We start from the raw sequence: 22662 nt of genomic DNA on the forward strand, positions 1-22662 counted from the left end.
CTATCATCCTGTCGCCTAAGCGCAAGCGTTTGCTCAAAAGCAAATACGGCGCTTAGGCTCCAATCAGACAACTTTTCAATGGTGGGAGCAATTAATGACAACACTGACTATCACTCGTCCTGACGACTGGCACGTTCACTTACGCGATGGGGAAGTTCTTAAAGACACCGTTCGCGACATCAGCCGCTACAATGGCCGTGCGCTGATTATGCCAAATACCGTCCCACCTGTTACTACAACTGAGCTCGCCCTAGCCTACCGTGACCGAATTCTCAAAGAGCAACATGGCGAACAGTTTAAGCCTTTAATGGCGCTTTACCTTACAGATAACACGACACCAGACGAAATACGTAAGGCTAAAGCAACCGGACACATTGTTGCTGCCAAGCTCTATCCTGCTGGCGCCACAACAAACTCAGATTCCGGTGTGACCAATGCGAAAAACATTTATCACGTTTTAGAAGCAATGGAAGAAGTCGGAATGTTACTTCTAGTTCATGGCGAAGTAACACATCACGATATTGATATCTTCGACCGAGAGAAAGAATTCCTTGATACTGTCCTCGCTCCTATCGTCAATGACTTCCCTAATCTTAAAATCGTTCTAGAACATATCACCACCGCCGACGCAGCAAACTTCGTTAGCAACGCCTCAGACAACGTAGCGGCTACCATCACTGCCCACCACCTTCTTTTCAACCGTAACCACATGCTTGTGGGTGGTATTAAACCTCATTTCTACTGTTTGCCAATTCTTAAGCGCGGAACCCACCAGCAAGCGCTGATCGAAGCAGCAACTAGTGGTAGCAAGAAGTTTTTCCTAGGTACAGACTCAGCGCCACATGCGAAAGGGGCAAAAGAATCGGCTTGCGGTTGTGCTGGTTCTTACACTGCACACGCAGCGCTAGAGCTTTATGCAGAAGTCTTCGAAAAAGAAGGCAAGTTGGAAAACTTGGAAGCTTTCGCAAGCTTCAACGGTCCTGATTTTTACGGCATTGCACGTAACAAAGATACGGTAACGTTAGAAAAATCCGCTTGGGATGTGCCAGAAACGATGCCATTTGGCAATGATATCGTTGTGCCTATTCGAGCAAATGAACAGATCGAGTGGAAAGTGAAGTAAGTACTTTACTGACGTTTCACCCATAAAACAGGGTCATGCTTTTTGTAAAAAGAAGTCATGACCCTTGTTATTATCGTCTCATGTTTTAGATGTGATTATTGACCACGAAGCTTTTCAACCATCGTCCATACCGCAACCACAACCAACCCCGCCACAAAGCCGATAATACCGTTCAGTAAAATAGGCAAAATGGCTGTAGCAACCGAATGACCACTAAAGTTCATAATAATCGGCTCTACAAAGTGATGAATGGCTGGCACATTGTGCACCACAATTCCTCCACCCACCAAAAACATCGCAGCAGTTCCTACAATGGTTAACAACTTCATCAACTTTGGTGCAAAAGCGACCAAGGCCCCTCCGACTTTCGCCACCCAACCTTTACCGTTTGAGCGACTTTCAAGGTAAAGGCCTAAATCATCTAGCTTCACAATCCCAGCGACTAGTCCATAAACTCCAACCGTCATAATCACTGCAATTAAACTGACAACTAAAATTTGCGTAACAAGACTGGCTCCTGTCACGGTACCTAACGCAATCACGATGATTTCTGCTGAAAGGATAAAGTCTGTCCGAATCGCACCAGAAACTTTACGCTTTTCATACTCTTCTATCGACTCGCCAGTATTAACTAGCTCATCTTCTTCTTCGTGCGGATGCGAGTGAGGAAACACTTTCTCAAGTACTTTCTCTGCCCCTTCAAAGCAGAGAAATAAGCCGCCAATTAGCAATAATGGCATGATAAGCCATGGAATAATCGCGCTAATAAGTAAAGCTGAAGGAACTAAAATCAATTTATTTTTGAATGAGCCTTTTGCAACCGCCCAAACCACTGGAATCTCTCGCTCAGATGCAACACCAGACACTTGTTGAGCGTTTAACGCTAGATCATCTCCCAACACACCTGCGGTTTTCTTTGCCGCCATTTTTGACATTAAGGCGACATCATCAAGCACCGTGGCAATATCGTCCAACAGTGTGAGTAAACTTGCTCCAGCCATTTTTTGTCTCTTATATGAAATTGAGTAAGTAACAAAATGTAACACCAATGAATCACTCATCAAAGTGATGATTTTGCAAAGAATACCACCCCAAATGGTGTTTTATATTGCCGTAAAGATAAGACAGGTCTAGTCTTGTGATACCTTTCAGCAGTCAAAAGAAAAAGTATAGATGAAAAGTGGATACATTTACCCGATCGGTACTCCTGGCCAACCTTGGAACGAAGAAGAACGTAAAGCTTGGTTAGCAACGCAAGAAGTAAAACGTAGCTACCAAGATGAAGTCGTCAGTAAAATCGATGCCCTACGCGAGCGTTTTGATGTTGAACAATATGGTGCGCTCTCATACAACGAGGCACGCTTCCCTCTGTTTTGTATCAAAACACGCAATTGGGATTCAACTAAACCTGTTGTGTTGGTCACAGGCGGCGTGCACGGTTACGAAACCAGCGGTGTACATGGCGCATTAAAGTTTGTAGAAACAGAAGCAGAGCGCTATGCAGAGCATTTCAATATTGTCGTTGTACCCTGCGTAAGCCCTTGGGGTTACGAGGTGATCAACCGCTGGAATCCAAACGCGATTGATCCAAACCGCTCTTTCTATAAGGATAGCCCTGCCGAAGAGTCCGCTAACCTCATAAAGCTAGTTGCAACTTTAGGCGATGTGTTAATGCACATTGATCTACATGAAACGACAGATTCTGACGAAACTGAGTTCCGTCCAGCCTTAGCTGCTCGTGATGGTATTGAGTACATTGAAGGTATGATCCCAGATGGCTTTTACACGGTGGGAGATAGTGAAAACCCTCAGCCTGACTTCCAAAAAGCGGTCATTGAGTCAGTTGCAAAAGTGACTCACATTGCACCAGCAGATGAAAACGGCGAAATCATTGGTTCACCCGTCGTACAGTTTGGCGTTATCAACTACCCCATGGTAAAACTGGGCCTGTGTGGCGGTGTAACAAATTGCGTTTACGGCACGACAACGGAAGTGTACCCAGACAGCCCAACGGTGACCGACGAAGAATGTAACGATGCGCAAGTTGCAGCCGTGGTGGGTGGTTTGAATTACGTAATCGCTCAGCTATAACAATCGATTCTTGTATTGCTCCGGTGTCATGCCGGAGTATTTCTTGAACATCGCGATAAAAGGGCTAGCTTGGTTATAACCTAACGTCAGAGCGACTTCTTTCACAGTCTGCCCTTTACGCAGCAACTCCATAGAATGTAAATATCGCACACGTAAGCGCCACTCAGTAAAGCTCATGCCCAACTCACTCTGGCAATGTCTCGCTAACGTGCGTTCTGTAGTATGCACTTTTGCCGCCCACTCCGCCAAACTAATTTCATCGGTTGGCGATTCTTCTACTGCTTTTAAGATTGGCTGAAGATATTTGTTGTCGGTTGTCGGTAAAAAGTGATGTTCCACTTCTTGTTTCGCAAGCTGGTCCAATAACACTTGTACCAAGCGCTTGTCTTCATCAGTTTGCGCCACATTAATGTCTCGCTGACGAAAGTCCTCAATAATAGATGACACGATTGGAGTCACTTTGATCAAGCTCGTTTTAGTTGGAAAATGCGCCGTCAATTCAGGGGCAATGTTCAAAGAACAATATTCGATTGGCTTACGGTTGTAGCTAGTGTGACGAATTCCGGCGGGAACCCAAATAGCAAGATGTGGAGGTGCTAGAAATCTTGTGTCTTCTGCATCCATCTCCAGAATCCCACCGCTGATCAGTTGCACTTGCCCCCAAGGGTGGCTATGAATTCGTGTTTCTGTATTAGAGAGAAACGCTTCGAAATTCATAAATACATCTGATGGCGCACGATCGATTGATAAGGAGGGGTGAAGATTTCTGGCGCTCTTTTTCAAAATTGTCTTCCTATCGCTTACGATGTCTTTTAAGAGATACTTTTTATTATAAAGACCTGCCAGACTAGCGCCATCAATAATTGTGCAATAGGGTTCTCATGATTTATTTACTTCCGTTTTTCACCGTTATGATTTGGGGTGGTAACTCAATTGTGAACAAGATGGCTGCGAGCGCCATTGAACCAAGTGCGATGAGTTTCTACCGTTGGTTTGTCGCAATGGTACTCCTAACGCCATTTTGCCTGCCTGCAATCATCAAACAACGACACATTATTCGACCTTACTTAGCTAAGTTGGCGTTTCTTGCGTTACTTGGTATGGTTCTCAACCAGTCACTTGGATACTATGCCGGTTTAACAACAACGGCCTCTAATATGGCCCTGATCACCTCTTTAGTTCCTTTGATCAGTGTGTTTTTAAGTGTCCCATTGCTCGGTAAATCTATGTCAATGTTAAGTATCGTCGGTGGTGTCATTTCGCTCGGCGGCTTGGCATTTATGCTTGGTCACGGTGATATCACTTACTTTTTACATCAAGACTTGACGCAAGGTGACAGCTTAATGCTCGTTGCTGCCATGGTATACGCGGCTTATTGTGTTCTGCTAAAACGCTGGAAAATGCCATTCAGTAGTTTGACTCTGGTTTACATGCAGGGCTTCTTTTCTGTTTTGATGCTCACACCACTTTGGCTCTCTAGTGAGCAACTGTTACCAAGCCAAGACGCGCTACCATTAATCGCTTATGCTGGTATTGCTGCTTCCATTTTCGCGCCGCTGATGTGGGTCAAAGCGATTGACTCAATTGGTGCTGATTCAAGTGCTATGTTCATGAACCTAATGCCTGTGGTTTCCGTCATACTTGCTTCAACACTAATTGGTGAGAAAATTTACGCTTACCATATTATTGGTGGGTTGTTAGTCATCTCTGGCGTTATCCTGTCGCAAATAAAAGTAAGACAGAGAAAGCTATTGTCCAATTCAGAGATTGCCTCTACCGCCAATTAACATCTACACCTCAAGCCACAGAACTACGCTGTGGCTTGTCACTTCCAGCGTTCGAATAAAAGTTAATATTTTGTTTCATTCGCTATTCCCGAAAATTCATCTTGCTGCTAAATTGGGAAAACAATAACCCATCAAGGAAAGACAGATGAGCAGCGGTCAAAGAGACATTACCCTTCGCTTTTTAGCAGAACCCAGCGACGTAAATTTTGGCGGAAAAGTGCACGGCGGCGCCGTAATGAAATGGATCGACTTGGCAGCGTACGCCTGTTCTGCAGCGTGGAGTGGTAAATATTGCATTACCGCATATGCTGGCGGCATTCGGTTTGTTGCTCCGATTCATGTCGGCAACTTAGTCGAAGTTAGCGCGAAAGTCATTTATACCGGACGAAGCTCAATGCACATTGCGATTGACGTGCAAGCTAGTGATCCAAAGCAAATGAAAAACAGACTCACCACTCACTGTATCGTTATCATGGTTGCTGTAGATGAAAACGGAAAACCAACCGATGTACCGAAATGGATTCCAGAGTCAGATGAAGACAAAGCCTTAGAGCAATCCGCTATCCGTCTTATGAACATGCGTAAAGAGATTGGGGAAGAAATGGAAGCACACGTTAAATATCTCAAGTAACTGGCATCCGTTAAGAACGCTATTAAGTACCTCAACGTTACCCAGACCCAGAGTGTGGAGCAACATCATGGTTTTGCCATTTGTTTCACGCTCGCCCTTCTCTGTCATAAATCCTTCACCTAGCTTTGCTTAAATCCATCCATTATTTTAGAGTTGGATAGAGTTTGGATCTTGAGACTAAAAGAAACGACCTTAAGTGAAGAGACGTTGACCAATTTAAAAGCGGTCGAGTACCAGTGGGTGAGAACCATGTACGTCGAGGGGTATAACGAAACAGAAATTAATCATTACATTCAAACTTGCTTTGGCGGTGACGTTACCTTTGCTAATCTATTTCGTCGCGTCGCACTGCAGCAAGAAAGTTTGTACACGCTGCTTCAATACGTTGGATGCGCACCTTCCAGCCGAGAGTTTTAATCTCTTCCTTCCCTACCTCAATTTAGCTTTTTACTAAGCTCTAGTTATTTATGTGAAGTGCTACGCAGGGCATTATTCAAGCCCTGTGTAATCCATTGCAAAGCCGCTAATCTCTATCTACTTATTGCAAAATTGCCTTTAACAGGCATAAAAAAACCTGAGTCTAAACTCAGGTTATGGTTACAAAAACTGTTAGTGATTGAATCGTAAGGAACTAAGCTAACAGCCAGCTATGCGTAACGCCAATAAAAGCCAAGATATTACTGATCGGCGGCCAAACCAAAAATTGTAATATCCGTGCTAAGTATAAGGGCGACCATGTGGTCGCCCTTTTCTAGTTATTCTTATCAATCTCAGACCACAAGAGATTATCCTTTTACACCACCAGCGGTTAGACCACCAACCAACCAGCGCTGCGCAAGTAAGAATACGGCAGTGATTGGCACTGCTGAAAGTACAGCAGCTGCGGCAAAGTCACCCCACAAGTAGTTTTGTGGATATAGGTATTGCTGCATACCCACTGCAAGTGTGTACGAGTCTACATCAGAAAGCAGTAGTGACGCTACAGGAACTTCACCAATTACCATGATGAACGACAATATGAAGACTACCGCTAGGATTGGCACAGACAGTGGCAGCAATACCAAACGGAATGCTTGCCATGGTGTAGCACCATCAAGAGCCGCTGCTTCTTCTAGAGACGAGTCAATACTTTCGAAGTAGCCTTTAATGGTCCAAACGTGCAGTGCGATACCGCCTAAGTAAGCGAAGATCAGACCGCCATGCGTGTTCAGACCAAGGAAAGGAATGTACTGACCCAGTTTGTCGAACAACGCGTACAGAGCAACCAGTGCCAACACCGCAGGGAACATCTGGAAGATCATCATCGCTTTAAGAATGGTGTTCTTACCTTTGAACTTCATACGAGCAAACGCGTAAGCCGATGTGGTTGATAGCGCCACGATTAGGATTGCAGAAATACCACCCACTTTTACCGAGTTCCACAGCCATGTCATTACTGGGAATGGTGGCGGTGTAACTGTACCGTCTGGATTAGTCACCGAGAAACCTAATGCCAATTTCCAGTGATCAAGTGTTGGGTTGTCTGGGATCAGGCTACCCGTTGCAAAGTTACCTTCACGGAATGAAATCGCGATGATCATCAGTAAAGGGAAAATAATCAGTGCCAAGAATGCCCACATTGCAATATGAGTAGCCCAAACACGATACTTTAATGACTTACCTTGTACCATTGCCATTGTAATTTCTCCTTAGTCCTGAGCTACTTTAGTTACGCGTAGGTTGATAAGTGCCAATGCGCCAACCAATAGGAAGATAAGCGTTGCTACTGCACTTGCTAGACCGAAGTCTTGACCACCAGCACCTTCGAATGCGATTCGGTAGGTGTAACTTACTAGCAGGTCGGTGTAACCCGCAGGCTCTGATGTACCAATCATGTTTGGACCACCGCCAGTCAACAACTGGATAAGTACGAAGTTGTTGAAGTTAAATGCAAAACTCGCGATCAACAATGGTGTTAACGGCTTCAACATCATTGGTAGTGTGATACGTGTGAAGTTCGTGACAAAGTTCGCACCATCAATTGCTGATGCTTCATAAAGATCATCAGGAATCGCTTTTAGTAAGCCCATACACAAAATCATCATGTAAGGGAAACCAAGCCAAGTGTTCACAATTAAGATCATGGTTTTCGCCATGAACGGGTCAGAGAACCAAGCCGGGCTAATGCCGAACAAGCCTTCCAACAACATGTTGATCTCACCAAAGCTTTGGTTAAACAAACCTTTAAAGATCAAGATAGAAATAAACGCCGGAACTGCATAAGGCAGGATTAGCAACAAACGGTAAACTGAGCGACCTTTAAGTGCTTCCCACTGAACCACACTGGCAAGGACAAGACCAATAACAAGCGTAAACAATACGGTTAGCGCAGAGAAAACAATGGTCCAGATAAAGATACTGATAAACGGCTCTTTGATACCATCATCTTTCCAAACACGCTCAAAGTTGTGGGTACCAATGTTCACCACGAAACCTGGTGACACTGTGCTGCCAACAAATTGACCGTTTTCATCGACAGGCTGGTAGTAACCTACTTCCATATTTGGACGTAGCGTTTCTTCAGTCCGGTTGTTGTAAAGCGTTTCACCATCTTCTTGTAATGTGTACAAAGGCACAACTGCAGCAAATTTGCGCAGCCCACTCATACGGATATCATCACCGCTTGGCAAATGTAAATCGACACTGCTCAACGCACTGCGGTTCTTAACAATCGCCTTGATTGATTCTTTTTCACCCGTCACTTCTTCAATTGGTGAAAGATCAAACTCCGATGCTGAAAGGTTATCAAGCTGAAAAGTCGGGCTTGCAAGTAGCTCACCATCTTTTTCAACCACAAGTTGATGGCCTTGCTCCGTTTTATACAAAGTGAACGGGTAGCTATCACCACTTTGGTAAGTTCGGTCCAAAAGTACGTTCTGAGCGCGATCAAAAGAGAGTTGGTTCTTCGCGCTATAGTTGGTAAACGCCAAACCTATGGTGTACGCCAAAGGAAAAAGAATGAAAAGGATCATCCCTGCTATACCAGGGTAGATGTAACGGTGTGCGTACGTCTTTTTACTACCAAAGATGAACAACGCTAAAGCGGTAAGAATGAGCGTAAGTAGTGCAAACGCAATCTCACCGCGAGAATACATAAGGATTGTTGCGTAGCCATTGATGATGCCGACTGTGCCTAAAAGTGACCATTTCATGAACACTTTTTTGCTGCTCGGAAGGCTGGCTTCTGGTGCTGTCATAGCATTTGTACCTTGAACTGACTGCATAGGGAACCTGCTAGCGAATATAGAATAAATATAGAAAAGTAAGGAGGAGTTGCCTCCTCCTTAAAAAGGTCTTACTTAATTATTTAGTCATTTGTTTTTCTGCATCTGCAAGAGCTGCATCGACAGTTTGACGACCGTCAACTACGTTGATGATTGCGTTCTTAGCCGCACCCCAGAATGCGTTCATTTGAGGGATATTTGGCATGATTTCGCCGTTCATCGCATTATCCATTGTTGCTGCGATACGAGTATCTGAATCTAGCTCACGTTGGAACGAGTTAAGTGCTACCGCACCTAGAGGCTTATCGTTGTTAACCATACGTAGGCCGTCGTTTGTTAGTAGATAGTTCTCAATGAACTCAACTGCTAGGTCTTTGTTTGGAGACGCAGTGCTGATACCAGCCGTTAGAACACCAACGAATGGCTTAGAAGATTGACCTTGGAACTTAGGTAGCGTAGTCACGCCGTAGTTAACGCCAGACTTCTCAATGTTGCCCCAAGACCATGGACCGTTGATCGTCATCGCTGTTTTGCCTTGGTTGAACGCAGACTCAGACACGGAGTAATCCATATCCGCAGAGATTACGCCTTTATCAACTAAGCCTTTTACGAAGCTCATTGCGTCTTTAACGCCTTCTTTCGCGATACCTGCGTCTTTAACATCGTAACCTTCAGAAGTGTATTTAAACGCGTAGCCGCCATCAGCCGCCATTAGTGGCCAAGTGAAGTACGGTTCTTTTAGGTTCCACATGATTGCAGACTTGCCGTCTTTTTTAAGTTTTGCATCTAATGCTGCAACCTCTTCCCAAGACTTTGGTGGGTTTGGAACTAGGTCTTTGTTGTAGATTAGAGATAGAGACTCAACCGCAACTGGATAGCCGATCAATTTGCCGTCGTAACGTACTGCATCCCAAGCGAAATCAACGATACCTTCTTGAATATTCTTAGAAGGTTTAATTTCTGCTAGCAGGCCAGCTTCTGCGTAACCACCGAAACGGTCGTGAGCCCAGAATACGATATCAGGACCGTCGCCAGTCGCTGCAGTTTGAGGGAATTTGTCTTGAAGGCCATCTGGGTGAGCCACAGTCACTTTAATGCCGGTGTCTTCTTCAAATTTCTTACCAACTTCAGCAAGGCCGTTGTAGCCTTTATCACCGTTGATCCAGATAGTAAGTTGTCCTTCTTCGATGGCAGCATTAGCACCAAAAGAACCCAAAGCAACAAGAGTACCTAGTGCTACAGCGCTTAACTTTTTCATGTTCGTATCCTTTTTATATTTTTGATGTAGGGCTAGTCCATTGAGGTTCAGCCGTATTTCGACATATATCATCTGAAATAATCCAATATGTCTCATCCTCCTAATCCCTACGCCCTTACAATTATGACGTATTTTCGTGATCTAAATCGCCAAGGGTAAGAGACTCAAATCACAAAATGGATAGTTCCTGTGATCGGTTTCAACTTTAGGTGGTGCAATAATGTGATTTCCGACCAACTGCTTTCTTCCTCCTCCTTTTTTACTCCTCCCTTTCTACTCCCCCTACAATTATTTCTATTAGGAGGATGTCGCACTACGCACAATCTTAGAAACTGCAGTCATCCAAGAGTGGATGGTAAGAACCCTTTCCCAGCAGTGCCTACGTATTAGGAAAAAGATTTGCTGGTTTTGCATTGCCAGACGAGTGGAATGTCATTATTAGTGTTGTTTGTGGTAATTATTTCACGGGGGAGACAATACGAATAATGTGGGGGAGAGAAACTCGTACTTGGCTATGATGGGTAGCACTTCTATTTAGGACATTTTATTGAAGTGCTACCCTACTTTTCTTACCAACCGCAAGAACTTACCGATTCCTACTGTTACTGCTCGCTAGATAATTCATATAATGATGAGCGGTGAATAATAAAAAATTGATCGAGGACGAGCTACATGGCGAGTGTCACGTTAAAAAATGTTTGTAAAGCGTATGGCGACGTACTGATTTCTAAGAACGTAGACCTAACAATCAACGAAGGTGAATTTGTTGTTTTCGTAGGTCCATCAGGTTGTGGTAAATCTACCCTTTTACGTTGTATTGCCGGTCTTGAAGACATTACTTCAGGTGATTTGTATATTGGTGACCAGCGCATGAATGACGTCGAACCATCCAAACGTGGTGTTGGTATGGTATTCCAGTCTTACGCTCTTTACCCGCACCTTAACTTATATGACAACATGTCATTTGGCTTGAAACTAGCAAAAGCAGACAAAGCAGAAATCGACAAGCGTGTTGAACAAGCAGCAGAAATCCTACAACTAGGCCACTTGCTTGAGCGCCAACCAAAAGCACTTTCTGGTGGACAGCGTCAACGTGTGGCGATTGGCCGAACATTGGTATCGCAGCCAAATGTATTCCTTCTAGACGAGCCACTATCAAACTTGGATGCGGCACTGCGTGTAAACATGCGTGCACAAATCACGAAACTTCAGCGCCAACTTGGTTGTACCATGATCTACGTAACGCACGATCAGGTAGAAGCGATGACAATGGCAGATAAAATCGTTGTACTAGACGGCGGTTATGTATCGCAAGTTGGTAAGCCGCTTGAGCTTTACCATTACCCACAAAACCGCTTTGTAGCTGGCTTTATCGGTTCTCCGAAAATGAACTTCATGAGCGTATTCATTGATGAAGTAGAAGCAGAGCGCGTCAAAGTTCAACTATCTAACGGCGTATCTTTCTGGATTCCGGTGGATGGTACAACAGTTAACCGCGGCGACCGAATGTCTTTAGGCATTCGCCCTGAGCACCTATTATCCGCTTCTGAAGCTGATGCAAGTATTCACGGTGAAGTGATGATTGTTGAGAAGCTAGGTAACGAAACTCAAGTATACCTAAACCTAGAAGGTGCGGACGCCGACGTTATTTTCCGTCAGCCTGACACGCTTGCAGTCGACACTGGCGATAAAATCGAGATCGGTATTCCAGCTCATCGTTGTCACCTGTTCCACAGTGATGGTCGCGCATGCCGCCGCCTATACAAAGAAAACGGCGTAGAAGTCGAATAGTTCATTCGTCCTTACTCAAAAAAATCCCTCTCACTTGAGAGGGATTTTTTTATCTTAATAAATATCAGCAATTCGATACTAAATCATTAATCGTTAACGAATCAAATCACCCGTTTCTTCTACCCTCACATAAACCATTGTCTTTGTACTGATACTTCATTTTTAATACTTTTCCTCATTCCTCATAAGTAAGTACCAGCTTTTTCCTAACCCGCCAAACTTAGCCAAAGGGCTAAATATCATTCTTATTTCCACTTACCTCAACAACGCAAATTTTTACACTTATCAACGAAATTACACGTGACAAAAAACTCAGCAGCATTCCACAGAATGCTCTGTGCACTAACTACTAATAACGTTCACGACACGGCAATTGGGGAAGACACCCAAGGGCGGTAGCGTGTCAGAAGGGAAACTGAGTCATGAAACAAAAAGGACTTATCCGCTCTCATGAGGTGGAGTTCGCTTTTTTATATCGCATCTCAGATCTTGCTGTCATTGTCTCTTTTATGCTGCTTTTAGTGTTCAAAGACATGAATACAGCGATGGGGAAAGATTACGTCATATTAGCTTTCGTTGGAGGCATCTCTTTTCTATTTATGGCAGAAAGCGGCAATCTGTATCGCTCTTGGCGAACCAGTTCGTTTAAAGAGCAGATGTTTATTGTCTGTGTTGCTTGGGCGGTGACTTCTGCACTTATCTTTACTGTGCTGTATTTTTCTGAAGTCCATACCTTATTTGATAACACAATTTTAGCGCTGTGGTTTGCGATTACGCCCGCTCTGCTTTTGGCATGGCGAGTAACATTCCGTACCGGATTAGCCTATTTGAGAAAAAAAGGATTCAACACTCGCACTGCGATCATCATCGGCCAAACTCCTCACGGCATTACCCTAGCTAACGAAATTCAAAACCACACAGAACACGGCGTGCTTTTTGATGGCTTTTACGACGAACGATCTTCCGACAGATTGCCAAATTCTGATTATCCTATTAAAGGAGCTGTTGACCACGCCCTTGAGCGAGCTAAAAAAGGGGAAGTAGATTACGTCTATATCGCGATGCCAATGCACGCAAAAGAGCGCATTGCGTCACTTCTTAACCAATTCTCAGATACCACCGCAAATACGTATCTGATTCCCGACTTCTTCACTTATAACCTTTTACATTCTCGTTGGGCGCAGATCGGCCAAGTTCAAACACTAAGTGTCTTTGATACACCTTTTGCTGGAATTTATTCTTGGGTAAAACGGTTTGAAGACATCTTGTTTTCGAGCATTATTTTGGTCTTAATCGCCCCTATTCTATTCGTCATTGCGATTGGCATTAAGGCAACTTCTAAAGGCCCTGTCATCTTTAAACAACATCGTTACGGTCTTGATGGACGCAAGATTGAAGTCTGGAAGTTCCGTTCAATGACAACCATGGATCAAGGTTCCAACGTGAAACAGGCGACAAAGAACGATCCTCGTATTACGCCTTTTGGCGGATTTCTACGTCGCACCTCTTTGGACGAACTACCTCAATTTATCAATGTACTGCAAGGGACCATGTCTATTGTCGGCCCACGCCCTCATGCCGTGGCACACAATGAAGAATACCGTCAGATCGTGGATCGCTACATGCTACGTCACAAAGTAAAACCAGGCATTACTGGCTGGGCGCAGATTAATGGTTATCGCGGCGAAACCGACACCTTAGAAAAAATGGAAAAGAGAGTCGAATTTGATTTGGATTACATCCACCACTGGTCGGTTTGGATGGACATCAAAATCATCTTTATGACCGTTTTCAAAGGCTTCACTGGTGCTAACGCTTACTAAGGTTGAGATTATGAAGAAACTGACAATGGCAATAGCATTGAGTCTGTTTTCTACTGACTTGCTCGCAGAACCGATGGCTTACCAAACCGAGTCTGGTATAGAGTTGATTCCCCTCGTAAAAACTTTCTACGAGGGAGATGACAACATCAATAAAGCGGAAAAATCCGGCAATGTAGAATCGGTCAATATTTGGGGTATAGAACCAAGCTTACTAGCACGTATAGAACGGAATCGCTATCGCGCAGATATTTTATATAAGTTAAAAGCGGGCTTTTCATCTGACGATCGCAACGACTTCGACGACCACACTTTTCAGTTTTCCAACTTTTTCGAATTTAATCATCGTCATCGTTTAGTGGTTGATTACCGTTTTCGCGCCCAGCATGAAGTTCGAGGAGAAGATATTACCGAAGGTAATGGTAGCGCAATCGACTCACCAATAGAGTTCAACCGTAACGATGTAAAAACCAATTATGTCTTTGGATCTAACGGTGCCAAAGGCAGACTCGAATTCGGTTTAGGCTATAGTGATAAAACCTATCAAAACTATCGTGACGGCTTGCCTGGGCGCCCAAACGCGAAAACTAAATACAACGATTTTCGAGCTCCCAATGCACATTTGGAGTTCTATTTAAGAGCGACGCCAAGAACCTATTGGTTAGTCGGAACAAACCAAATCGTAACCGAGTATCAGCACCGAAATTCTGCGCAGCCATCGAAAGATAACAACACCAGTTTCTATTACACCGGTGCCGAATGGGAAGTCACAGGAAAAACCAAAGGCATCGCTCGACTCGGTTATCAAATCAAAGATTTTGACAGCGCTCAACGAGAGACATTTAAAGGCTTTAGTTGGGATATCGGCTTTGAATGGTTGCCTCAAGAACAAACTCTAGTCAGCGTGAAAACCACTCAAGCGGCGGTTAACCCCGATCAAGATGGCGATTACAACCTACAAACTCGTTACCGACTGAACCTGAAGCACGATTGGAATAGTTACCTTGCAACTCGCTTAGGTGCTGTTTATCAACAAGATGATTACACGGGAATCTCCAGAAACGACGATCGGTACACTCTATCTTTTGGTATCGATTATCAGATCAAACGTTGGATACAGCTGCAAGCCGATTGGCAATACCAAGATAAAAACTCTAGCCGATCGGATTATAGCTTCGAACAAAACATTTGGACTTTAAGCGCACAGTTTTCTCTGTAAAAAGGATTATTAATGAAGGCATTCATCAAATTCATGAGTGTAGCGTTGTTGCTATTTAGCACTTTGGTCAACGCTGACTCAAACGAGGAAGATTACTTACTCGATACTGGCGATACCATTTCCGTGCAGGTCTATGGTGAAGAAGATCTTACGATTAAAAATATTCTAATAACGTCAGATGGCTACTTTGATTACCCCTACCTTGGCCGAATTAAAGCAATCAAAAAAACACCAAAACAACTCAAGTACGAAATAGAAACGGGCTTAAAAGGCGATTATCTCATCAATCCAAAAGTGATGGTCACCATCAATAACTTTCGTCTATTTTACGTTAATGGCGAAGTCAGGAAACCTGGTGGATTTGAGTACCGTCCAGGGTTAACCATAGAGAAGGCCATCGCTCTAGCAGGTGGCTTGACCGACAGAGCCTCACGCAAAGGCATTAACCTCACCAAGCATAAGACGGGTCAAACGATGGAAGGGGTCAGTATGCACCGCAACGTTGAACCTGGTGACATTGTATTTATTGACCAGAGCTTCTTTTAAGTGACAGGGAATCAAATGAACGGGACTCATCCAAATAATCTCCAGATGAACAAAGTAGAACTGATTCGTTTTGGCCATCACTTCAAAGCGATTAAAAAGAATTGGCTAAGCATCGCAGCATTCACGCTTCTGTTCTCATTAACTTGTACTTGGTATATCTACTCCAAAGCATCGATATACCAAGCTACAGCTACGCTACTCATCCAAGAGGAGCAAAAAAGCGCCCTTTCAATCGAGGAAGTATATGGCGTCGACACGACAAAAAAAGAGTACTTTCAAACGCAAATCGCCATTTTAAAATCGAATCATATTGCAGATAAGGTCATTAGAGAGCTGAACCTCACCCAATTACCTGAATTCACAAGCTCAGGGGGGTTAAATAAAAAAATCGACCAAATAAAGTCGATTCCTTTTGTTCAAGACCTACTGAATGTGGCACCAAGCCCAAAAGAAACCGCCCAGTTTTCAGAGTCCTATTATCAGGCACTTCAAGCTTTCAGAAGTAAACTCGATATTGAGCCAGTACGTAACACCCAATTAGTCAGAATTCGCTTTCGTTCTACCGATCCTAAGCTTGCGACGACAATCGCCAACGCGGTCGGCCAAGCCTACATTGACGCAAATTTTGAAGCCAAATTGGTCGTTACACAAAATGCGGCTACTTGGTTGACAAATAACTCTCAAAAATTGGAGGAGCGATTACGTAGCTCGGAGCAAGCGCTGCAAGAATTCTTGTTAAAAGAAGGGTTGATCGATATAAACGGTATTGATGAAATTTACGCAAATGAGCTAGAAGAACTCACTCGCAAGCTGAATATCGCTGTTAATAAGCGTATTGAAGCGCAGACGTTAATCCAACTGTTACGACGTAAATCTTCGCAAAGTTTAGACAGCTTGTTGTCAATTGATGAATTCGCTAATCAAGCGCAAATCCGCGATCTAAAATTGTCGGAAGCACAGGCAGCCAAAAATCTCTCTGAGCTGGCACAGCGCTACGGACCTAAACATGATCGAATGATTCAGGCGAAAGCACAGCTTGCTGAAATTCAATCAAGAACCCAGCAACTCATCCGTGACATTTCTTTCAGTAAGCAACAAGACCTTCTTGCTGCAAAAGCGCAAGAGGACATGCTTCGAGCAGAACTCGATAACAAAAAGTCAGACTTCCAATCGTTAGGGTCACAAAAAGCGCGTTACGAACAGTTAAAACGCGAGGTTGAATCTAATAAGGCACTCTATGAAGCGTTCTTAAATCGTGAGAAAGAGACCAACGCCACCAGCGACTACAAGAATGTCACTGCTCGCTTTACTGATAAAGCCATCATTCCTCTATTCCCGGTGGCACCACAACGAATCAAACTGGTACTGATTGCCACCTTTTTTGGCTTTGCCATTGCTTGCGCTCTAGTCATCATCTTAGAAACGATGCGAGAAGTTATCCGAAGCACAGCCGATGTGCAGGAAAAACTTGGTGTTACGTGTTTAGGTGTGATTCCTATGGTCAAAAAACGCAATTTGCGTAAAAACGGCGTCAGTTATACCGCGTATTTAGATGATGAAGAAAAGCTATTTAGTGAAGCTTGCCGCTCCGTCAGAACCTCGCTTCTGCTCAGATTAACCAACACGAAGCAAAAGATATTGCCCTTTACCTCTGCTATTCCAGAAGAAGGAAAAACATCGACCAGTATCAATATGGCGGTGTCGTTTTCAAAAATGGAAAAGGTGTTGATCATCGACTGCGATTTACGTCGACCTTCCATCGCAAAGCGATTCGGTATTGCTGAATCAAGCCCTGGCTTAACGCATATCCTGACGATGGATACGCCAATCAAAGATTGTGTTACACATATAAAAGAAGCCAACTTAGATGTATTATCGGCCGGCCTAATTCCGCCAAACCCACAGGAATTACTGGCTTCTGATCGCTTTAAAAAGTTGCTCGAACATTTTCAAAATAAGTATGACCGGATCATTATCGATACGCCGCCCCTACTGTCAGTGAGTGACGCACTTATTCTTGGTCAATATGCCAATGGTCTGATTACCGTCATTCGCTCAGAATCAACAAAATCATCACTGGTTAACCTTGCGTTATCTAAACAAATACAACACTCAGTTCCATCTCTTGGCGTCTTAATCACACAAGCCAAGGCCAAGGAAGGAGAGACGCTTTATGTCCAGAAATACGCCTACTAACGTAAACCTATCTTGGTACCAAACCTTGAAAAGCCAAGAACAGCCGGTATTGATCTATCAAATGGGCAAAGTAGGTTCGAGTGCATTAGAGCATTCCATTCCTAACTCGATTCACTTGCACGACCTTATGACCGTCGATGCGCAAAAACAAATATCCCCCGTTAGAGCGCAATTGCATAAACCTCAGATCAATGCGTTAAAGCGACGACTAAAGCGTATAACGATGAGCCATATGTTAAAGCGCAAAAAAAAAGTTCGAATTATCTCGCTGGTGCGAGAACCGATCGGACGAAATGTCTCAATGTTCTTTCAAGCACTTCCTTTTTGGATGGCGGACAAATATCTAAAGGATGACAGCGCAATACGTACCGAACGACCGCAATTACTCCAAGAAGCATTTGATAAGCACATGAATCATCAATATGCGCTGCAGTGGTTTGACAACGAGATCAAACAACTAACAGGGATTGATGTGTTTAACGAGTCTTTTAATCACGAAGTAGGCTATCAAACATACCATAACAATAACTTCTCACTGTTGGTGATTCGAAGTGACAAGCTAGCGAAGGCTAATTCTGCAGTTGAAGACTTTTTAGGTTACCCCGTGGATGTTGTTTATGAAAATCAATCAGACAACAAATGGTACTCGCCACTACTGAAAGAATTCAAAACGCAATTTCAACCAACACCCGAGTACGTTGAAGAAATGCTGAATTCTAAATTGACGAAGCACTTTTTCTCAAATGCAGAAATCATCGACCTTAAACAGCAATATCTGACCAATTAATCATGAAAACCAAGATTCTACATATTATTAATGATCTTTCTCAGAACGGCGGTGCTCAGAAGTTCTTAGTCGACCTTGTTTTAGAACATAAGCCTGAATACGAAATCAAAATTTTGGTCTTGTGTGATGAAAATGATTACTTACCAATGCTATCCGCCCAAGGGATAGAGTGTTTTAACTGGCGCACTTTGTCATTGAGTGAGAAATTCTCTTTGCTGCGTTGGCCGGATGTCGTTCACGGGCACCTCTACCCTTCCATTTACCTAGCGCTATTGGCGGTAGGTAAAAAACGAATCCAGACTGAGCACTGTTCTTATAACCGTCGACGTGACTATCCGCTGTTTAAGTTCATGGAATACGTCTTATATTGGGGCCACGACTTGACGGTCAGTATTAGTGAAAAAGTACAAGATGAACTGGTGAAGTTCATGCCTCGTTACCAACACAAATATCACGTGGTGCACAATGGCGTTGATTTAAAAAGGTTTTCTATGACGCCAAGATGCGCCAGCCACCTAATCGACAAACCAGTTATCAAGATTGGAATGGTGGGCCGACTTCACCAACATAAAGATCATGAAACGCTTATCCAAGCACTTATCCATTTACCAAGACGATACGAACTCCACCTTGCGGGAGATGGAGAAAAAAAATCGTCACTGCAAGAATTGGCAACAAAAATCAACGTCGCGCAACGTGTTCACTTTCATGGCGTAGTTTCTGACGTTCCAGCCTTTTTGAACGACATGGATATTTACGTGCAATCGTCGCACGTCGAAGGCTTTGGTTTGGCGGCGGTTGAGGCAATGGCAGCAGGCTTACCCGTACTATCGTCGGACGTACCTGGTTTGGATGACGTCACCGGACGTGCCGAATATTTATTTCAAGTTGGTAACGCCACTGAACTGAGCCAAAAAGTGCTCCAGCTGTGTGAAAGTGTTGAGCGGTACGACGCTGCAAGTCAATACTCAGTCAATAGGGCCTCTCTCTACACCATCGATAAATTTCGTGAAGGTTACTATGGAATCTACCAGCAGCTTTGCGCCAACAAATAGTTCCGTGCCATCGAGCCATCGCGCCTCATTGCTTGCAGCATGCCTATTAGCATTGTTCTTTATTCCTATGAAGTTTCGTGCTGGAGGAATAGCGCTAGCCCCATCTGACATCGCAAGCCTTTTGTCCATTGGTTTTACTGCATTAGTGGTATTGGAAGGAAAAGCTGAAAAACTCATGCATCCCTGTATGGGGTTCCTCATATTGTTCACTGGGTATGTGTTCATAAATGGTCTGCTAAATCGCGTCCCTTTAATGCCGCTAGTTATAGAAACTGTGCAATGGTTAGCGATTTTGTGCCTACTGAGCCTAATGTACGCCTATGGCGTGTTTGATGACGAACGGGTAATGGTTTATTTCACGTATCTGTTGTTTTTCATCTGTACGCTCGTTGCCTTATGGCACTTTGCTCAGGGCTATCAAAGCGGGTTTAAGTTACTCGGGGTAAGTAAATACGGGTTCGGTGTACTGTGCTCGCTACTGTACCTTTATCGAGATAAAATTCGCGCTTTCCACCTTTTGATGCTCGTAGCTTTAGTATTACTGGTGTTGTCACAAGAAAGAAAAGCGCTACTTGGTTTTTGTCTGCTTTTCTTCTTTGACCAACTGCTCGTAAAAAACTTAATGAGAAAATCGCTCAGCGAAACGTACACGTGGACAATTTTATTAGCCTTGAGCTTCATTGTGTTTACTGCCGTCACAACCACACTCTACGTTGGGTTTGAAACGCTAGCAGACACATTGGAAATAACCCAAGAAGACGTCTTATTTGCCAACCAAAGTGAAGCGCGCTGGGTATCGAATCTTCATAGAAAACTTTTACTTGCCAATGGGCTAGATATTTTACTTCAACACCCAGTGTTAGGTGTCGGCGCGAAAATGTTACCCAACTTTATGATCAGTTACTTTAACTATGATGAGCTGGCGATCTACACCCACAACTTTGTGTTAGATACCGCAATTGAATACGGATTGCTTGGTATCGGTCTGCTGTTTGGTGGTTATTTTCTTTTTATTCGCTTTTGCTTCCGCAGCCTTAATGAAAACAGAAAAAGCCTATTACTTGCGATATACGCCCTCATCATGGTGTTTTTCGTTGCGGTAAACACCACCATAATTTTAATACTCTTGTTACCCGTCATGATCAGCATGAGCAACGACTCAAGGGCCATTGCTCATACTTTTCCGGTAAACCATCACCACGAATATGAATAATCAAGGATAGGATAGATGAAGTATTCAATCTCTCGACAATTTGAAAAGAACCGAGAACTCCAAGCTGATAATTTTGTTTTAGTTTACCAAATGGGCAAAGTTGGCTCCTCATCAATTGAGCACACGCTAGGGGAGAAAAATATCCCGAGCTATCACATCCACACCTTTGATGATCACGAAGAATTTCACATGTATCACAATAAAAAAGACGTGAGTAAATTCTTCGACTTCCGAAACCGCGCACTCTATCGCTTAGTGCTCAAGCAGCGAAAACGTATCTTACAAAAACGCGAGCAGATTAAAATCGTTACTCTGGTCCGCGATCCAATCGCAACTGTCTTTTCTCGCTTCTTTCAAGATCTCCATTTGCAATTTATCGAAGGCAAAAAGAACGATGCAATTCACCGAGATATGGAAGTCACGTATCAGCACCTCGAGCATTGTTTTGATAACTATATCAATCTCAACTATTTTGCGGACTGGTTCGACAACGAGTTAAAGCGTAATTTCAATATCGATGTGATGCGCCAAGAGCTGGACAACACTCAACCTTTCTTCACATTCCAGAACGATCAGGCCAACGTCATGCTAATCAAATGCGAACAGCTCAGTTCTCTTGATAAAGAAATCGGTGAGTTTCTTGAGTTGCAAGACTTCGTACTGAAAAACAGTAACGAAGCGAAAAACAAGTGGTACTCCAATATCCACCAACACTTTAAGAATCACTACGACTTCTCAAAACTGTTCTATATGTACGATCTTCCCTTGTATCGCCACGTTTATTCAGAGCAAGAGCGTGATGCTTTTAAACACAAATGGATGCAAACACCAGGGACAAAATCATCATGAAGAAAGTGCTCCATGTTACAGAAGCATTTGGAGGTGGCGTTCAAACTGCTCTCTATAGTTATGTTCACTCATCCAGAGACGAGCCTTATCAGCATTTCTTGCTAGCCAGAGCCCGAGAAAACGACTTGACCAATGAGAACAACCACCACATTTTCGTACAGACAAAGTGGGTAGAAGGCGGCTTGCTTCAATTTATTCGCGATGCAAACCACATGATTGCATCACTTGGTCCCGACGTCGTGCATTTGCACTCGAGTAAAGCAGGATTTCTCGGCCGATTTCTAAAGCTTGGCAAGGCACGCTTGGTTTACACACCGCACTGTTATGCCTTCGAACGTGAAGATATCTCAGAGCTTGCACGCCAGATCTATAAAGCACTAGAGAAAGTAAAACTGAGCAAAGTTGATGTGGTTGCAGGCTGTAGCCAACGAGAGTGTGACCTAGCCATTAGCATTGGTGCGAAACGTGCCGAACTGCTCAACAACTACGTGTCTTATCAAAGTGAAGATCGTATAGAGCGAAACAAGCAAGAAGCGCTGAAGCTCGTTGTACTTGGTCGTGTCGCGCCCCAAAAAGATCCTCAGTTTCTTATCAGCACATTGCAGTTCCTTAATCGGTATGCGCTTAACCGCCCGATAGAGATCACATGGATAGGTGGCGGTGACCAAGTACTCGAACAGAAATTACGTACTGAAAATGTGGATGTAACGGGTATGCTGCCTCGCGATGAGGTAGTTGAAAAGCTCAAGGGGTCAGACCTTTATCTACACACTGCAGCATGGGAAGGGATGCCGTTAACCATTCTAGAAGCATCCAAGTTACATCTTCCTATGGTTATTCGGACCATCGGCGCAACCAAAGATCTCAACTACCCGTTTTTAGCGCTCACACCTGAAGAAATGGCCAAGCAGATCGCGCATTGTGTCAATCATTATGAAGAGATCGATTTTCGCCAGTATACAGCAGAATTAAACGATGCCTTCAGTGAAGAAAAGCAGCGCCTCGCACTCAATAAACTTTACGGTTAAATGCC

Annotated in this window: 20 protein-coding genes; 15 read left to right on the forward strand and 5 right to left on the reverse strand. The window is 43.8% G+C overall.

Annotated features, from left to right (window positions below; all coding sequences use genetic code 11):
* Window positions 1-94: 94 nt before the first annotated feature.
* The gene (pyrC, locus tag R7E42_RS04235; protein WP_258657083.1) at window positions 95-1123 is read left to right on the forward strand and encodes a dihydroorotase; all 1029 of its coding nucleotides are present in this window, start codon (window positions 95-97) and stop codon (window positions 1121-1123) included.
* A 95-nt stretch (window positions 1124-1218) separates the two neighbouring features.
* Here the strand turns inward: pyrC and R7E42_RS04240 are convergent, their stop codons facing one another.
* Entirely contained in the window at window positions 1219-2124 is a 906-nt protein-coding gene (locus R7E42_RS04240; RefSeq protein WP_025768513.1) for a DUF808 domain-containing protein, read from the reverse strand.
* 172 nt (window positions 2125-2296) lie between these two features.
* On the opposite strand from R7E42_RS04240, the gene R7E42_RS04245 reads away from it, so the two are divergent.
* A complete protein-coding gene (locus R7E42_RS04245) occupies window positions 2297-3214 on the forward strand; it encodes a M14 family metallocarboxypeptidase (RefSeq protein ID WP_167415894.1) in 918 nt (305 codons plus the stop codon).
* On the opposite strand, the gene R7E42_RS04250 is transcribed toward R7E42_RS04245, so the two are convergent.
* Window positions 3209-3997: an AraC family transcriptional regulator gene (locus tag R7E42_RS04250; RefSeq protein ID WP_047008442.1), complete on the reverse strand. Its 789-nt coding sequence runs from the start codon at window positions 3995-3997 to the stop codon at window positions 3209-3211. The two genes, R7E42_RS04245 and R7E42_RS04250, sit on opposite strands and share 6 nt — an antisense overlap.
* 98 nt (window positions 3998-4095) lie before the next feature.
* Between R7E42_RS04250 and R7E42_RS04255 the strand changes: the two genes are divergently transcribed.
* From R7E42_RS04255 to R7E42_RS04265, 3 genes are all read left to right on the forward strand, one after another.
* Complete coding sequence (locus R7E42_RS04255; RefSeq protein ID WP_005375280.1) at window positions 4096-5001, forward strand: DMT family transporter; 906 nt, start codon at window positions 4096-4098, stop codon at window positions 4999-5001.
* Window positions 5002-5146: 145 nt separating this feature from the next.
* Window positions 5147-5632, forward strand: coding sequence for an acyl-CoA thioesterase (locus R7E42_RS04260; RefSeq protein ID WP_005375279.1), 486 nt, complete (start codon window positions 5147-5149; stop codon window positions 5630-5632).
* Between the two features lie 171 nt (window positions 5633-5803).
* Complete coding sequence (locus R7E42_RS04265; RefSeq protein WP_005375277.1) at window positions 5804-6049, forward strand: hypothetical protein; 246 nt, start codon at window positions 5804-5806, stop codon at window positions 6047-6049.
* Window positions 6050-6417: 368 nt separating this feature from the next.
* On the opposite strand, the gene malG is transcribed toward R7E42_RS04265, so the two are convergent.
* The 3 genes from malG to malE all read right to left on the reverse strand — a co-directional run bounded on the left by malG (window position 6418) and on the right by malE (window position 10153).
* Entirely contained in the window at window positions 6418-7308 is an 891-nt protein-coding gene (gene malG, locus R7E42_RS04270; protein WP_005375275.1) for a maltose ABC transporter permease MalG, read from the reverse strand.
* Between the two features lie 12 nt (window positions 7309-7320).
* A complete protein-coding gene (gene malF, locus R7E42_RS04275; RefSeq protein ID WP_005375273.1) occupies window positions 7321-8895 on the reverse strand; it encodes a maltose ABC transporter permease MalF in 1575 nt (524 codons plus the stop codon).
* 79 nt (window positions 8896-8974) lie between these two features.
* On the reverse strand, window positions 8975-10153 hold the full coding sequence (gene malE / locus R7E42_RS04280; protein ID WP_005375272.1) for a maltose/maltodextrin ABC transporter substrate-binding protein MalE: 1179 nt from the start codon (window positions 10151-10153) through the stop codon (window positions 8975-8977).
* Between the two features lie 672 nt (window positions 10154-10825).
* Between malE and malK the strand changes: the two genes are divergently transcribed.
* From malK to R7E42_RS04330, 10 genes are all read left to right on the forward strand, one after another.
* Entirely contained in the window at window positions 10826-11944 is a 1119-nt protein-coding gene (malK, locus tag R7E42_RS04285; RefSeq protein ID WP_005375271.1) for a maltose/maltodextrin ABC transporter ATP-binding protein MalK, read from the forward strand.
* A 422-nt stretch (window positions 11945-12366) separates the two neighbouring features.
* Entirely contained in the window at window positions 12367-13767 is a 1401-nt protein-coding gene (locus tag R7E42_RS04290) for an undecaprenyl-phosphate glucose phosphotransferase (RefSeq protein WP_169628855.1), read from the forward strand.
* A gap of 10 nt (window positions 13768-13777) precedes the next feature.
* Entirely contained in the window at window positions 13778-14983 is a 1206-nt protein-coding gene (locus R7E42_RS04295) for an outer membrane beta-barrel protein (RefSeq protein WP_017635284.1), read from the forward strand.
* Between the two features lie 12 nt (window positions 14984-14995).
* Window positions 14996-15529, forward strand: coding sequence for a polysaccharide biosynthesis/export family protein (locus R7E42_RS04300; RefSeq protein WP_005375265.1), 534 nt, complete (start codon window positions 14996-14998; stop codon window positions 15527-15529).
* 15 nt (window positions 15530-15544) lie between these two features.
* Window positions 15545-17725, forward strand: coding sequence for a GumC family protein (locus R7E42_RS04305; protein ID WP_169628854.1), 2181 nt, complete (start codon window positions 15545-15547; stop codon window positions 17723-17725).
* Window positions 17703-18512: a putative capsular polysaccharide synthesis family protein gene (locus R7E42_RS04310; RefSeq protein ID WP_169628853.1), complete on the forward strand. Its 810-nt coding sequence runs from the start codon at window positions 17703-17705 to the stop codon at window positions 18510-18512. The genes R7E42_RS04305 and R7E42_RS04310 overlap by 23 nt, the downstream gene beginning before the upstream one ends.
* 2 nt (window positions 18513-18514) lie before the next feature.
* Window positions 18515-19567: a glycosyltransferase gene (locus R7E42_RS04315; RefSeq protein ID WP_033906763.1), complete on the forward strand. Its 1053-nt coding sequence runs from the start codon at window positions 18515-18517 to the stop codon at window positions 19565-19567.
* Complete coding sequence (locus tag R7E42_RS04320) at window positions 19533-20780, forward strand: O-antigen ligase family protein (protein WP_169628852.1); 1248 nt, start codon at window positions 19533-19535, stop codon at window positions 20778-20780. Before R7E42_RS04315 ends, R7E42_RS04320 begins: the two co-directional genes overlap by 35 nt.
* A 15-nt stretch (window positions 20781-20795) precedes the next feature.
* Window positions 20796-21629, forward strand: a complete 834-nt coding sequence (locus R7E42_RS04325) for a putative capsular polysaccharide synthesis family protein (RefSeq protein WP_005375258.1) — start codon at window positions 20796-20798, stop codon at window positions 21627-21629.
* Window positions 21626-22657: a glycosyltransferase family 4 protein gene (locus R7E42_RS04330; protein WP_169628851.1), complete on the forward strand. Its 1032-nt coding sequence runs from the start codon at window positions 21626-21628 to the stop codon at window positions 22655-22657. Before R7E42_RS04325 ends, R7E42_RS04330 begins: the two co-directional genes overlap by 4 nt.
* Window positions 22658-22662: the final 5 nt, after the last annotated feature.

Origin of the sequence: Vibrio sp. Vb1337 (genome assembly GCF_033338715.1) — a bacterium.
Taxonomy (GTDB): Bacteria; Pseudomonadota; Gammaproteobacteria; order Enterobacterales; family Vibrionaceae; genus Vibrio; species Vibrio alginolyticus.

Excerpts from the sequence above, each read along its gene's own strand:
- malG (WP_005375275.1), bottom strand. The coding sequence starts at position 7,308 with ATGGCAATGGTACAAGGTAAGTCATTAAAGTATCGTGTTTGGGCTACT.
- R7E42_RS04305 (WP_169628854.1), top strand. The coding sequence starts at position 15,545 with ATGAACGGGACTCATCCAAATAATCTCCAGATGAACAAAGTAGAACTG.
- R7E42_RS04295 (WP_017635284.1), top strand. The coding sequence starts at position 13,778 with ATGAAGAAACTGACAATGGCAATAGCATTGAGTCTGTTTTCTACTGAC.
- malF (WP_005375273.1), bottom strand. The coding sequence starts at position 8,895 with ATGCAGTCAGTTCAAGGTACAAATGCTATGACAGCACCAGAAGCCAGC.
- R7E42_RS04315 (WP_033906763.1), top strand. The coding sequence starts at position 18,515 with ATGAAAACCAAGATTCTACATATTATTAATGATCTTTCTCAGAACGGC.
- malK (WP_005375271.1), top strand. The coding sequence starts at position 10,826 with ATGGCGAGTGTCACGTTAAAAAATGTTTGTAAAGCGTATGGCGACGTA.
- R7E42_RS04240 (WP_025768513.1), bottom strand. The coding sequence starts at position 2,124 with ATGGCTGGAGCAAGTTTACTCACACTGTTGGACGATATTGCCACGGTG.
- pyrC (WP_258657083.1), top strand. The coding sequence starts at position 95 with ATGACAACACTGACTATCACTCGTCCTGACGACTGGCACGTTCACTTA.
- malE (WP_005375272.1), bottom strand. The coding sequence starts at position 10,153 with ATGAAAAAGTTAAGCGCTGTAGCACTAGGTACTCTTGTTGCTTTGGGT.
- R7E42_RS04260 (WP_005375279.1), top strand. The coding sequence starts at position 5,147 with ATGAGCAGCGGTCAAAGAGACATTACCCTTCGCTTTTTAGCAGAACCC.
- R7E42_RS04310 (WP_169628853.1), top strand. The coding sequence starts at position 17,703 with ATGTCCAGAAATACGCCTACTAACGTAAACCTATCTTGGTACCAAACC.
- R7E42_RS04330 (WP_169628851.1), top strand. The coding sequence starts at position 21,626 with ATGAAGAAAGTGCTCCATGTTACAGAAGCATTTGGAGGTGGCGTTCAA.
- R7E42_RS04300 (WP_005375265.1), top strand. The coding sequence starts at position 14,996 with ATGAAGGCATTCATCAAATTCATGAGTGTAGCGTTGTTGCTATTTAGC.
- R7E42_RS04255 (WP_005375280.1), top strand. The coding sequence starts at position 4,096 with ATGATTTATTTACTTCCGTTTTTCACCGTTATGATTTGGGGTGGTAAC.
- R7E42_RS04290 (WP_169628855.1), top strand. The coding sequence starts at position 12,367 with ATGAAACAAAAAGGACTTATCCGCTCTCATGAGGTGGAGTTCGCTTTT.
- R7E42_RS04325 (WP_005375258.1), top strand. The coding sequence starts at position 20,796 with ATGAAGTATTCAATCTCTCGACAATTTGAAAAGAACCGAGAACTCCAA.
- R7E42_RS04320 (WP_169628852.1), top strand. The coding sequence starts at position 19,533 with ATGGAATCTACCAGCAGCTTTGCGCCAACAAATAGTTCCGTGCCATCG.
- R7E42_RS04245 (WP_167415894.1), top strand. The coding sequence starts at position 2,297 with ATGAAAAGTGGATACATTTACCCGATCGGTACTCCTGGCCAACCTTGG.